The sequence below is a fragment of the Sphingobium sp. 3R8 genome, assembly GCF_020166615.1.
Taxonomy (GTDB): Bacteria; Pseudomonadota; Alphaproteobacteria; order Sphingomonadales; family Sphingomonadaceae; genus Sphingobium; species Sphingobium bisphenolicum.
Genome location: NZ_JAIQXR010000001.1, coordinates 361,644 through 374,868 on the forward strand (window position 1 = coordinate 361,644; position 13,225 = coordinate 374,868).

A 13,225-nucleotide genomic window follows, 5' to 3' on the forward strand; every position below is an offset into this window, starting at 1 on the left:
AAACGCTATCTAGGATGCGGGGGCATCAGGCTCAACGGGCCAGAGCGGCAAATTCTCCTGCGCGGGCACATAGTTCGGCTTGTACGCAACCAGCAGCGACGGCGGCAGGACGATCAGGCGCGGCGCGCTGGTGTAGAGCAGCCCCGCCTCGATCGGCCGGTCGGGGAAGATCACGCCCAGCGCCGCGACATAGGCGGCCATCTGGCGGATATGGGCGGTCGGCACTTCGGCCAGCGTCAGCGGCGCAATCCGCCCGGTCTTGAAATCGACCAGCTGGATGCGATCCGCGCCGATACACAGCCGGTCGACGGTGCCGGCGATCACCGCCTCGCCTACCACGGCCGCGATCGGCGCTTCGGCCAGCGCATCGGGGCCGAACAGGGCCGCGAAATCCGGCGCTTCGATCACCCTGATCGCCTGGTCGATGACGTCATGGCGCTGCGCCGCATCACCTACGCCCTGCTGGACCAGCCAGCGATCCGCCGCATCGCGTCGCCGCTCGGCGGACAGGTCGGGCAGCCGTTCGAACAGCGCGTGGAGCCAGCGCCCGCGTTCGGCCGCGGCCCGCATCGCCTGCGTCGGTGGCGGATAGGGCACGTCATCCTCCACCGGGGCGGACGGCGCGAGCGGCCGGGGCGGGCGCGATTCGGCGGGGGCCGGTTCGCGCAGCCATGCGGGCTGGACGACCGGCATCGATGCGCGCGCCTCTTCCGCCTCCGCCTTGCGCGGTTCCAACTGCTCCGTCCCGCGCCAGCGGCGCACCCCGCCCCACAGCGGATCGGCTTCCCAGTCCGTGCCCAGCGATATCATCGCCCCTTCGACCGCGGCGTACCAGCTTTCCGGCTTCACCTCCCCCTTGGCGCGGGGGCCGAGCGATCCGGCGACGATCAGCTTCTCTTCCGCACGGGTCAGCGCGACATAGAGCAGCCGCCAATGCTCCTCCCGCTCCACCTGCGCAGCGGCTTCGGCGACGTCGCCGATCGGCCCCTGCCGTTCGGGCTTGCGCGGGGCGAGGATCGGCAGGCCGTTCCACAGCAGCGAGTCCGACCGGTTGCCGGCATCGGGATCGAGGCAGGTGTCCGCCAGAATGACGATCGGCGCCTGCAACCCCTTGGCGCCGTGGACGGTCAGCAGGCGCAGCATGTCGCCCTGCGCCGCGGCATCGCGGACAATCTCTACCTCACCCCGGTCGAACCAGTCGATGAAGCGCTGGAGCGAGGGATGATCGTCGCTTTCGAACGCAAGCGCGGCGTTCAGCAATTCCTCGATCGGATCGGCGGCCTCTGTCCCCAGCCGCTCGACCAGACGCCTGCGGCCGTCCATCGGTCCGGACAATATCGCCTCCAGATAGCGATAGGGGGTGGTGAAGTCCGCCACCGCCAGCAGATCGCGCAACGGCTGCAACGCCGCATCGTCCATCGTCTGGTTCAGGTGCCGCCACAGCCCGGTCTTGCGACCGATCAGCCGCATCATCAGCTCGTCCTGGGTCCAGCCGATCAGCGGCGATACCAGCAATGACGCCAGGTTCAGCTCATCTTCCGGCTGCACCGCAAAGCGCAATGCGGCGAGCAGGTCGCGCACGGCCAGCGGCGCGTTGAGCCGCAACCGGTCGATCCCGGCGACCGCCACCTTTTCCTCATAGAGGCGCGCGACGATCAGCCGCGCCAGTTCGCTGCGGCGACGCACCAGGATCATGATGTCGCCCGCGCGCACTGGCCGCCCCCGGCTTTCCAGCATCAGCCCGTCGTCGATCCACTGCTTGATCTGCCGCGCGATCTTGCCGGCCAGAACGCGCTCCTGGTCGGCGGCCCAATCCTCCTCGCCTTCCGCGTCTTCCGACAGGCCCGCGACGACGGGCTTCCACAATTGCACTTCACCCGGATGGCGATTGGCGCTGACATGGCGCACCTCGCCGGGGTCCATGCCCAGCCGTTCGGCGCGGAGCGTGGAGATGGTGCGGTCCACCACGTCCAGCACCGCCGGGGTCGATCGGAAGCTGCGATCGAGCGACAGGTTGAAGAAATCATGGCCCGATTGATCGGCGTCCCGCTGGAACAATATGCGCGCGGCGGCGAAATTGGCCGGGCTGGTGCCTTGAAAGCCGAATATCGCCTGCTTGAAATCGCCCACGGTGAAGATAGTGCGGACCTTCTGGCCCGGCTCCCACTCGGTCGCGAAAAATTCTTCGGCCAGGGTACGGACGATCCGCCACTGCGCGGCATTGGTGTCCTGCGCCTCATCCACCAATATATGGTCGATCCGCTGGTCCAGCTTGTAGCGTATCCATTCGGCAATGCCGGGCTGTTCCAGCAGGGTGGCGGTGCGGGCGATAAGATCGTCGAAATCGACCGCGCCGGCCAGCCGCTTGGCTTGGGCATAATCACGCGCATAGGCCCGCCCGGCATGGAGCGCCTGACCCAGCAGCGCGGCATAATCGGCGCGCAGCTTCATCGCGATCAGCGCGCCGCACCTGTCGTAGAGCTGCGCCGCCATCTCGATATAACCGTCGATCGGCGGCACCCAGCCCTTGGCGTCGATCAGGTCTCCGTCCGCCTTGCTCCAGGCACGATGGAGATCGCCCAGCGTCGCCGCCCGCCCGACCGGATCGAGCGCGCGCCAGGCGGCGATGCGATCGCACCGCTCCAGTCCCCGGCCCTTGCCCCATTCCACATTGGCGCGCACGATCCCGTCCAGCGTGCGCATGTCGAACATCGTGTCTGAACATTGGTCAGCAAGCCATTGATCGATATCGCCTTCGGGCAGCTCCAGTTCCTGCGCCAGCCAAGCCCCGATCGCCTCCGGCAGCGCATCGAGCGCGTCGCCTTTCGCCGCGCAGCGCAACAAAAACTGTTCGGCCCCGCCCTCGCCCAGCCGCAGGCTGATCGCCTGCAAAGCGCCGATCAGCGCTTGGTCGCCGACTTCATGCGCCCGCACCGCCATGTCGGCCAGCGTCTGGCGCGCGAGGCTCGTTTGTTCGCGCTGGTCGAGCGGGCGAAAGCCCGGCGTCAGGTCTGCCTCCAGAGGGAAAGCGGTCAGCAATTGCTGGCAAAAACCGTGGATGGTCTGGATGCGCAGCCCGCCACCGGTCGATTCCAGCACTTCGGCAAAGAGGCGACGGGCATAGTCGCGCGCCTCCGGCCCGGACTCTTCGCCCAGCGCCTCCAGGTCGTTGAACAGGTCGACCTCTTCCATCTGCACCCAGGCAGCGAGGCGATCATGGATGCGGTCGGCCATTTCCGCCGCCCCCGCCTTGGTGAAGGTCAGGCAGAGGATATTTTCCGGCCGCACGCCTTGCAGCAACAGGCGAAAGACGCGGGCGGTCAGCACATGGGTCTTGCCAGTGCCGGCGGACGCCGACAGCCAGACATGGGCGTCGGGCGCGGCGGCGCGCGCCTGATCTCCCAGTAACTTCTGAAGCGCGCGCGCCTTAGCCATCGTCGCGGCCATACCATTCCTCCAGCCGCATAAGCTGGTCATAATCGCCATAATTGGCGACTTCGGGGTTGATTTCCGCCCGGAATGGCGCGGCACCGAGCAGGAACATGTTCGCCACCTCCTCGAAATGTTCATGCGCGTGCGCGGTGAACTGGTCGGTGACGATCTTGTCGCGCTTGCCCATCGGATCGACCGGCCGTTCGCGATAGCCGAACTGATCGCCCTTCTTGGCGAGCGACCAATATTCGAAGTCGCCCGCTTGCGGATTGGGACCAAGGCCATCGAACCCGCCCAGTTCGGCGATGATGCCAAGCAGCCCCAGTTGCAGCGAAAAGCCCGCCTTCACCTGCCGCGCGCTGGGCGGTTTGCCGGTCTTGTAATCGATGATGCCGATGCGCCCGTCGGCCAGCCGGTCGATCCGGTCGGCCTTCCCCATCAGGGTGACGCCGGCGATGTCGGCGCGGCCTTCCTTCTCGACCGCCAATATGGTGCGGCCCTCCGCCTTGTCGCTGGCGACCTCGTCCGCAATCCAGCGGATCGCCTCGATCAGGCGCGGCTGCCACAGCGCCTTGAGCAAGGGATGGACTTCGGGCTGGTCGAACATGGCGCGGGCGCGCGCTTCCAGATCGGCGGGATCGAGCGTCCCGGCCTCCGCCCAGCGCTGGAGAATATCGTGGACCGCTGTCCCACGCCAGGCCGGGCCGGCATCGGCATCGACCGGATCGAGCCGATTGAGGCGCAATACCCGCTTGGCATAGAAGGCATAGGGATCGGCCTTCAGCCGATCGACATCGGTGACCGGAATCACATTTGGCCGAACGGACGCAGGCGGCGCGGGGGCGGGACGGTTGGCGGGGCTATGCCGGACCGGCGCGTCGATCGCCTGCGCCAGCGCCGCATAGCGGTCCGCCGTCTTCCATTGCGGCCCGGCCATCGCCTTCAGTCGCAGCCAGAAGCGCGACGCCACCGCCGGCCCACTGCTGCCCCGCCGCGCGCGGGTGATGAGGACATGCGGCGCGCCCAGCGCACCGGCGAAATCATGCGCGGCGAGGCCGATGCGCGTCTCCAGCCCCGGCAGCCCCAATTCGCGCCGGATGCGCGGGGCGAGCCAGGGGTCGGGCGAAGGCAGGCCGGGCCAGGTGCCTTCGTTGAGGCCACCCAGGACCATGAGGTCCGCCTGCATCAGCCGCGCCTCGATCAGCCCCAATATGCTGATGCGTGGATGGCCGCCCTGGGGCGGGCGCACCGATACGCCGCCCAGCATATGGTCTAGCAGCACCGGCAGCGCGCGCGGATCGGCCTGGCGCGGGCCTTCGGGCGCGGCGGCTTCCATCTCGGCGAACAGGTCGGCGGCGGCATGGCCCTGATGACCAGCCCAGATGGCATCGTTGGTCAGGGCGCCGGCCTGTTCGCGCAGCGCCGCCAATTGTCCGCTCAAGTCGGCAGCGGCGGCAAAGGCGCTTTCCAGCGGCTCCAGCAACGCGCGCGCCATCGGCCACCAGTCGCGCACCTGCTCGCGCAACACTCGCTGCCGGTCGTCCGCGCGTGGATGCAGCAGCAGGTCGATGCCGACCAACCCCGCCTGCGGCCGTGGCCCGCGGAGCAACAGGTCGAGCGCGCGCACCCCCTCCAGCCAAGTCAGACGCCCCTCGCCCCGCATCACCAACGGATGTTTGAGCAGGGTCAGTAAAGCCACCGGCGCGAAGCGTTCCGCCACCGCCTGCGCCATGGCAATCAGCATCGTGCCGGGCGGCAGGCGCGACAGCGGCAGGCCCGCTGTATCGTCCGCCTCGATGCCCCAGCGCCGCAGATGCGCCGACACCCGCGTCGCCAGTTGCCGGTCGGGCGTGACCAAAGCGGCGGTGCGTTCCGGCGTCTCCAGCGCCTCGCGCAGCGCGATGGCGATGGCCTGCGCTTCCTCGCCCGGCGTCGCCACTTCCAGCGCCACGACCCCCGCCAGCGACCGGTCTGCGGTCTTGAGGTCGCGCCAGCGGCTCGTCAGCCGGGGCGGCAGCATCGCGTTGGAGATGTTGCGCCCACGCACCGCCCGCGCATCATGCTCGCTGCCCCAGCGCCATAAAGCGACATCGTCCCGTGTCGCACTCATGCGGTCGAGCAGGCGCTTCAGCGCATATTGGGGATGGCTTTCATGGCCCTGCGGCGCGCGGCCGGTGAGGGGATCGGGATCGAACGGCCCGATCGCCTGCCATGCCGGATCGTCCATATGCTGGTCGAGGCCGGCGAACACCACCATGCCCTTGGGCATCGCGCCGATCCGCCGCAGCAGGCTGGCGACGGCGGGGGCGGTGGTCGACAGGCCCGCCGCGACGACGAAGCCTGACGGCGGATGGTCCTTCCAGCGCGCCGCCAGCCGATCGAACAGTTGGTTGCGCCGATCCGCCAGGTCGATGCACCCGGTCCGCGCCAGTTCGCCGGGCCAGCGGGCGATCAAAATTTCGAACATCGTCAGCGACGTCTGCCAATGCTTTGACAGCTCGTCCGACAGCGCCAGCGTGCGCAACGCCGTCATCGGCACGCGCTCCACCTGCATCTGGTCCAGCACCGCGCCCAGCGCCTGTCCCAGCAGCAGCGCCTGTCCCGCATCGATACCCGGCTGCGCATCCTGCACCATGCGCGCCAGGATCATCTGGCGGCGCATCGGCGCGATCGCCGGCGGGACGGGGTCGGCCTCCCCCAGCGGGTCGAGCGCGCCGCCCACCTGTTCCCCCAGATCGGGGTCGCCGATCGCGACCAGTCGGGGCAGCAGCAGCCCACCGCCCGATCGCCGGACGAAGGCGTCGCTCACCGCCCGGACCGCGCGGTTGTTGGGCAGCAGGACCATAGCCTGCGCCAGCGCCATGGGATCACCGCGATGCTGCGCCAGCAATCCCGCCGCCAGCGCGTCGGCGAAGGCGCGATGCGCGGGTATCGTGAAGAGCGCGGGGCGCGTCTTCTCACCCATGAGCGAGCATCGACTCCACCACCGGAATAGCCTGGGGCGTGCCGACGTCAAACCAGAGGCCCTGATGCGACACCCCGTAGAGCCGCCCGGCCTCAATCGCCCGGTTCCAGAAGATATTGGTGGAAAACACGTCGCCCGGCGGATCGACCAGCAACGACGGCGACAATATCTGCACGCCGGTAAAGACGAACGGCGCGACATGGGCGGTCTTGCGCCGGCTGAGCCGCCCGTCCGCATCCATGTGAAAATCGCCCGGCCCCTTATGGCAATTCGCGCGCGCCAGCGGGACCAGCAGCAACAGCGCATCCATCCGGTCGGGGTTCCAGATCCGCTGCATCACAGCCAGCGTCTCCTGCGGCCCGTCAATCCACAGATTGTCGCTATTGGCGCAGATGAAGGGCGCGTCGCCCAGCAGCGGCTTCGCCTTGATAAGGCCACCGCCGGTTTCCAGCAGTCTGGTCCGCTCATCAGAAACGGCGAAATCCAGCCCGCATTTGCGCGCTCTTAGATGCGCCTCGACCGTGTCGGCCAGATAATGGACGTTGACGACCACCTTCCTGATCCCGCCCGCTTCCAGCCGGTCCAATGCGTGGTCCATCAGCGGCTTGCCAGCCACCTTCACCAGCGGCTTGGGCCGGGTCGCGGTGAGCGGACGCATCCGCTTGCCCAGCCCGGCGGCCATCAGCATGGCGGTGTCGATCATATGGGCGCGAACTCTTGCAGGGCGTCATGGCGCTGGTCGGCGGGGATGTTGGCAGCGAACCAGTCGGCGACGGGTGCCAGCGCCGGGTGGGCCAGATCGCGCTCCAGCAATCCCCACATACGCGGCAGGAAGGAGAGATAACGCGGCTTGCCGTCGCGTTTCCACAACCGGGTGAAGATGCCGATGATCTTGGCGTTGCGCTGCGCGCCCAGCACCGCATAGGCGGCGTCGAAGTCGGCGGGCGGGTTGGCCATCGCCTTGTAATGGGCCAGCATCGCCGCCTCGACTTCCACCGGCACGTCGCGCCGGGCGTCCTGCAACAGCGATACGAGGTCATAGGCCGGGTGGCCCGCCAGTGCGTCCTGAAAATCGAGCAGGCCCAGCCCGTGCGAGGCGACCCGGTCGATCAGCATGATATTTTCGGCATGATAATCGCGCAGCACCGTCACGGTCGGGCTGGCCGACTGCTCCACGACGGGCAACACCGCATCCCAGGCGCGGACATAGCCGTCGACATCGACATCCAGCCCGATCGCCGGGCAATACCATTCGGTCAGCAGCCCGACCTCCCGCTGATAGACGGCGCGATCATAGGGCGGCACTAGCGCCGCGGGCAGGCGATGCAGGTCGGCGAGCAGGTCGATCGCACGGGCGTAGGTCGCCATTTCTTCGGCCGGATCAGCGTCCAGATGCTCCTTGACCCGCAGGTCGCCGAAATCCTCGATCAGAACGAGGCCCTGCTTCAGATCGCGCGCCAATATCCGCGGCGCGGCGAAGCCGTCGGCCAGCAGATGCTCGGCGATGGCGATGAACGGGCGCGGGTCTTCATGCGGTGGCGGCGCATCCATCAGCACGGCGCGACGGCCGCCGTCCAGCACGCGGAAATAGCGGCGGAAGGACGCGTCGCCGGCAAGCGGTACGATGGCGGCGTCCCCCCATCCCGCGTCGGCGAGAAAGGCGGGCGCGGTGGCGGGCGGGATCATATCTGTGACCATCGCTCCGTCCAAGCGTCCGGCACGTCCGCTGTCAAGCGCCGCGCATCCTCGCCTGCAAAGTCGATGCTCAACCGCAGGGCATGGGGCCACAGGGCATCGCCCAGCCGGTCGGGCCATTCGATGATGAGCAGACTGTCCATCAGATAGTCGCCCAGCGCCAGTTCCTCGGCTTCGGCCGCATCGTCCAGCCGGTAGAGATCGACATGGGCGACCGGCAGGCGCACCTCCGGCACGTCATAGGGCTGGACGATGGCGAAGCTGGGACTGGGCGCTTCGCCTTCCAGCCCCAAGGCCTCCAGCAGACCGCGCGCCAGCGTCGTCTTGCCCGCGCCGAGCCCGCCTTCCAGCGCGATCACATCGCCGATCCGCGCATGGCCGGCGATCCGCCGGCCCAGGTCCAGCATCGCCGCTTCACCGTCGAGGTGCACGACCGCTTCAGCCACGCGGCAGTTCGATCACGGCCATGGTCCCCTGCCCGGCTTCCGACACCAGTTGCAACGTGCCGCCATGCGCTTCGGCCAGTTGCCGCGCCAGCGGCAGGCCGATCCCCGCCCGGCCGCCGTTGCGCGCCTGTCCCGCGCGCGCCGCCGGATCGAAGATCGCCGCCTGCTGCCCTGCCGCAATGCCAGGGCCATTGTCCGACACGACGATCCGCGCCTTGTCAGTCATGCCGTCTCCATGCAGCAGGATGCGGGCGCCCTTGCCGCAATAGCGGATCGCATTTTCCAGCAGATGATCGATCGCCTGGCCGATCCGCCGGGCGTCGCCCTGCACCGCGCCCAGACTGTCTTGCAGCGTCAAATCGATTTCCATGCCCTTGGCGGTGGCATCCATCATCATCCGGCTGGCGCTGCCCCGCACCACGGTGGCCAGGTCGACGCGGACATGATCGATAGGCAGCGTGCCGACTTCGCCCTGGGTCAGGTCCAGCACATTGTCGATCAGCATCGACAGGCGGGCCGTACTTTTGAGGATGCCATCGACATATTCGGCGGCCGATGGGCTGAGTTCCCCCGCATAACCCGCGCTCATCATCTCGGCGAAACCGGAAATAGTGGTGAGCGGGGTGCGCAGTTCATAACTCATATTGGTGACGAAGGCGGTCTTGACCTTATCCGCCTGCTCCAATGCTTCGTTCCGGTCGCGCAGCACCTGTTCCACCCGGCGGCTGTCGGTCACGTCCAGCATGGTGAACAACGCATTGCCGTCGGGCAGCGGGATCGCGGCGAATTCGAAGATGCGCCCATCGGCGAAACCGACATGGCCGATACGCTGCTTGCGCTCGATCGTGGCGGCGCGCACCAGTTCGCGCACCAGATTGGCCTGTTCCGGCTTGGCCAACTGGGTCTGCACCGCCCGCATCAGATCGTCGATGCGCGGATGCCCCGCCAGCAGATCCTCGCTGGCACCCCAGATGATGCGGAAGCGGCTGTTCCACATCTGCAAGCGGCCGTCGGATGCGAATACCCCGATCGATTCGAACAGATTGTCGAAGGTCGCCGTCCGTACCCGCAGCAGCGTGTCGCGCGCGCTCGACAATTGCACTTGCTCGGTCCGGTCCTCGAAGATCAGCAGCAGGCCGCCATCGGGCAAAGGCTGGGCATAAACGCGCAAATGGGTGCCATCCTGCAGCAGCCAGTTTTCCTCCAGCGGATCGGGCGACAGGAACCATTGCCGCCGCTCCGCCCGCCAGGCCGGAAAGTCGCGATGTTCGGGCAGCCGCCGCGCGTCGCGCATCTGGTCCAGCACCCGCTCGAACAGCGGGGCGTCGGCCAGCGCATCCTGATGCAGGCCGAACAGGCTGATGAAGGGCTGGTTCCAGAAGCGCAAGGCCCGGTCGGGGCCGAAGCGGGCGACGCCGGCGGACAGCCGGTCGAGCAGGTCGCGCTGCGCCGCCTCCAGCCGCCGATGCTCGACCCGCGCCTGTTCCAGTTCATGCTGGTCGACGGCATAGCCCGCGACGCCCGCCGCCCCCAGAGGCACATCGACAACGCGCATCGTGCGCCGTTCGCCATCGATCGTAGCGGGCACCATCCGTTCGATCGGTTCGTCGCGGGTGATCGCTTCGGCGGCGGCGGCCTCTGGCGTCAGGCCCGCGACGGTTTCCACCAGTTCGGTGCCATGGGCGATGACATCGCCCGCCCCCTGCCCGTCGACCGCGCGGACATAGGCGCTGTTGACCAGGCTGAGGCGCAGGTCGGGGGTGCGGTGCCACATCGGGAAGGGCGCGGCCTCGACCAGCCCGGCCAGCGCCTCCAGCGCATCGCGCAACTGCTCGACATGGCCGCGCAGCGACTGGATTTCCGCCTGGCTGTCGGTCGCGTCGAAAATCCATAGGATGACGCCGCCGCTGGCCGCGATGCCCGGCCCGGCCGGCGCGCCGCGCACCAGCAGCAGGCGCGACGATCCTTGGCCGCGCACCGGCAGAGCGAAGCTCTTGCCCGCGCGCTGGGCCGAGGCGATCTCCTGCGCCAAAGCAGCCGCGTCTTCCGGTTCCAGCCCGCCGTCAGGCGCCGTGAGTTCGGAGGCGAAGGTCGGTACGCGCGGCTTTCCCAGCCATTTGGCCAGGCGATCGGCCGCTTCCAGCCGCCCATCGGGGTGGACGATGATCGGCGCGGCCGGCGCGGATGCCAGCAACATGGTCAGCCGATCGAGCTTGCCCTGCGCATGCGTGCCCTCACGCCGCATCCGCTGGCCGCTGACCAGCGCCCAGACGGCAGCGCCCAGCCAGCCGGCCAGCACCACGCCGAAAATGATCGCGGCATAGGGGGATAATGTCGTCATGACATTCTTGTCCGTGCGCGCTGAGCCTTGCTGTCCCTGTTCATAAGCCGGTTGGGCCTAACCCAGATCGATCGCATGGCCAAGAAGGCGCACGAGAAAAAAGGGAGGCGTCGCCGCCTCCCTCTTCCGTGTCTTGCTGTAGCGCCCCGTTGTTCAGCAGCGCCCGCGCCATTTAGTAGCGGTAGTGATCGGGCTTGAACGGGCCTTCCACCGGCACGCCGATATAATCGGCCTGACGCTGGCTCAGCTTTGTCAGCTTCACGCCCAGCTTTTCCAGATGCAGTTCGGCGACCTTCTCGTCGAGATGCTTGGGCAGGACATAGACGTCGTTGCCGTAGGTCTCGCTCTTGGTCCACAGTTCGATCTGCGCCAGCGTCTGATTGGTGAAGCTGGCCGACATCACGAAGCTGGGATGGCCAGTGGCGTTGCCCAGATTGACCAGGCGGCCCTTCGACAGGACGATGATCTTCTTGCCGTCGGGGAATTCGACTTCATCGACCTGCGGCTTGATCTCGGTCCACTTCATGTTGGACAGACCGGCAATCTCGATCTCGCTGTCGAAATGGCCGATGTTGGACACGATCGCCATATTCTTCATCGCGCGCATATGATCGACGGTCAGCACGCCTTCATTGCCGGTCGCGGTGACGAAGATGTCGGCGCGCGGCGCGGCCTCTTCCATCGTCACGACTTCATAGCCTTCCATCGCCGCCTGCAACGCGCAGATCGGATCGACTTCGGTCACCAGGACGCGCGCGCCGCCATTGCGGAGCGAGGCCGCCGACCCCTTGCCGACATCGCCGAAGCCCGCGACGCAGGCAATCTTGCCCGCCAGCATGACGTCGGTCCCGCGACGGATCGCGTCGACCAGCGATTCCTTGCAGCCATAGAGGTTGTCGAACTTCGACTTGGTGACGCTGTCGTTCACGTTGATCGCCGGGAAGGGCAACTTGCCCTTCTTCGCCAGTTCATACAGGCGATGGACGCCGGTGGTGGTTTCTTCCGACACGCCCTTGATGGCGGCGACCGTCTTGGTCAGGAAGCCGGGACGTTCGGCCAGCACGCGCTTCAGCACCGAACAGAAGATTTCCTCTTCCTCGTTCGACGGCGTGAACAGTTCCTCGCCCGCCTCGACACGCGCGCCCCACAGCGCGAACATGGTGGCGTCGCCGCCATCGTCCAGGATCATGTTGCAGACGCCGGATTCATCGGTGTGCCAGTCGAAGATGCGCTCGACATAGTCCCAATATTCCTGGAGCGTCTCGCCCTTGATCGCGAAGACCGGCACGCCCGACGCGGCGATCGCGGCGGCGGCATGGTCCTGCGTGGAATAGATGTTGCAGGTCGCCCAGCGAACTTCCGCGCCCAGCGCCGTCAGCGTCTCGATCAGCACGGCGGTCTGGATCGTCATGTGCAGCGATCCGGTGATGCGCGCGCCCTTCAGCGGCTGCGACGGGCCGAACTCGGCGCGCAGCGCCATCAGGCCGGGCATTTCGGTTTCGGCGATATCCATTTCCTTGCGGCCAAAGGCGGCAAGGGCGATATCGGCGATGACATAATCCTGCGCCTGGGTGGCGGGTGCAGTGGCCACGAGCGTATCTCCGTCAGCTTAGAATGGAGCCCCGCCAGCGACAAGGCGGGCGGTGGCGATGGAATGCGCCTTACCAACCGGCAATGCGCATGGCAACTCATATAAAGATTTCTTTATGTGCCTGCCGAAGAACATCTCTCCTTCAGGCCGATCCGGCGCCGGGGACGAGGTGGGACGCATCCACACCCGCCGCAGCGTAGGCCGCCGCCCATTTGCGGGACGTCGGCACGTCGAACAGCAGGTCGGGATCGCCATCGGCGAGAAACCAGCTTTCCCCGCCCATTTCCTGTTCCAGTTGCCCCGCCCCCCAGCCGGCATAGCCGAGCGCGACCAGATAACGGCTTGGCCCCCTTCCCCGTGCGATCGCCTTCAATATGTCGAGCGACCCCGAAAGCCCCCACCGACCGCCCACCTGCACCATGTCCTGGCCGCCCCAGTCGAGCGAATGGAGGACGAAGCCACGCCGTGGTTCGACAGGCCCTCCGCGCAGCACCGGCGTGTCGGCCACCTGGCTGCCGTCGATATCGAAGCTTTCGAGCAGTTCGCGCAGCGAAACGCCCTCTATCTCCTGATCGACCGCAATGCCGAGCGCGCCATTATCATCATGGACGCATAGCGCCACGACCGAATGGTCGAACCGCATGTCCGCCATGCCGGGAAGGGCGAGCAGGAAATGCCCGCCATAGAAGCGCGTCTGGATCATGTCCTGAATATAGCCCGCCTCCGGCCCTTGCCAAGGACGCATGGTCGCATCG

Annotated in this window: 8 protein-coding genes; all 8 read right to left on the bottom strand. The window is 67.2% G+C overall.

The genetic code is table 11. The features are described 5' to 3' along the window. Nucleotides 1-9: 9 nt before the first annotated feature. The 8 genes from addA to K9B33_RS01770 all read right to left on the bottom strand — a co-directional run bounded on the left by addA (nt 10) and on the right by K9B33_RS01770 (nt 13,173). Nucleotides 10-3,447 carry a double-strand break repair helicase AddA gene (gene addA / locus K9B33_RS01735; RefSeq protein ID WP_224546211.1) on the bottom strand — a complete coding sequence of 1,146 codons (3,438 nt, stop codon included), beginning with the start codon at nt 3,445-3,447 and terminating at the stop codon, nt 10-12. Further along, nucleotides 3,428-6,397 carry a double-strand break repair protein AddB gene (gene addB / locus K9B33_RS01740; protein WP_224546212.1) on the bottom strand — a complete coding sequence of 990 codons (2,970 nt, stop codon included), beginning with the start codon at nt 6,395-6,397 and terminating at the stop codon, nt 3,428-3,430. Before addB ends, addA begins: the two co-directional genes overlap by 20 nt. Next, nucleotides 6,390-7,100, bottom strand: a complete 711-nt coding sequence (locus K9B33_RS01745; RefSeq protein ID WP_224546214.1) for a nucleotidyltransferase family protein — start codon at nt 7,098-7,100, stop codon at nt 6,390-6,392. The genes addB and K9B33_RS01745 overlap by 8 nt, the downstream gene beginning before the upstream one ends. Beyond that, on the bottom strand, nt 7,097-8,083 hold the full coding sequence (locus K9B33_RS01750) for an aminoglycoside phosphotransferase family protein (protein WP_224546295.1): 987 nt from the start codon (nt 8,081-8,083) through the stop codon (nt 7,097-7,099). Before K9B33_RS01750 ends, K9B33_RS01745 begins: the two co-directional genes overlap by 4 nt. Further along, on the bottom strand, nt 8,080-8,499 hold the full coding sequence (gene tsaE, locus K9B33_RS01755; RefSeq protein ID WP_263499440.1) for a tRNA (adenosine(37)-N6)-threonylcarbamoyltransferase complex ATPase subunit type 1 TsaE: 420 nt from the start codon (nt 8,497-8,499) through the stop codon (nt 8,080-8,082). Before tsaE ends, K9B33_RS01750 begins: the two co-directional genes overlap by 4 nt. Nucleotides 8,500-8,530: 31 nt before the next feature. Beyond that, nucleotides 8,531-10,879: a sensor histidine kinase gene (locus K9B33_RS01760; RefSeq protein ID WP_224546217.1), complete on the bottom strand. Its 2,349-nt coding sequence runs from the start codon at nt 10,877-10,879 to the stop codon at nt 8,531-8,533. A gap of 172 nt (nt 10,880-11,051) precedes the next feature. After that, nucleotides 11,052-12,470: an adenosylhomocysteinase gene (gene ahcY, locus K9B33_RS01765; protein WP_224546218.1), complete on the bottom strand. Its 1,419-nt coding sequence runs from the start codon at nt 12,468-12,470 to the stop codon at nt 11,052-11,054. Between the two features lie 142 nt (nt 12,471-12,612). Then, nucleotides 12,613-13,173 carry a YqgE/AlgH family protein gene (locus K9B33_RS01770; protein WP_224546296.1) on the bottom strand — a complete coding sequence of 187 codons (561 nt, stop codon included), beginning with the start codon at nt 13,171-13,173 and terminating at the stop codon, nt 12,613-12,615. Nucleotides 13,174-13,225: the final 52 nt, after the last annotated feature.

What these genes read in the sequence shown, in the direction of transcription:
- K9B33_RS01745 (WP_224546214.1), bottom strand. Translation starts at nt 7,100, where the DNA reads ATGATCGACACCGCCATGCTGATGGCCGCCGGGCTGGGCAAGCGGATG.
- tsaE (WP_263499440.1), bottom strand. Translation starts at nt 8,499, where the DNA reads ATGCTGGACCTGGGCCGGCGGATCGCCGGCCATGCGCGGATCGGCGAT.
- K9B33_RS01760 (WP_224546217.1), bottom strand. Translation starts at nt 10,879, where the DNA reads ATGACGACATTATCCCCCTATGCCGCGATCATTTTCGGCGTGGTGCTG.
- K9B33_RS01770 (WP_224546296.1), bottom strand. Translation starts at nt 13,173, where the DNA reads ATGATCCAGACGCGCTTCTATGGCGGGCATTTCCTGCTCGCCCTTCCC.
- K9B33_RS01750 (WP_224546295.1), bottom strand. Translation starts at nt 8,083, where the DNA reads ATGATCCCGCCCGCCACCGCGCCCGCCTTTCTCGCCGACGCGGGATGG.
- addA (WP_224546211.1), bottom strand. Translation starts at nt 3,447, where the DNA reads ATGGCCGCGACGATGGCTAAGGCGCGCGCGCTTCAGAAGTTACTGGGA.
- addB (WP_224546212.1), bottom strand. Translation starts at nt 6,397, where the DNA reads ATGGGTGAGAAGACGCGCCCCGCGCTCTTCACGATACCCGCGCATCGC.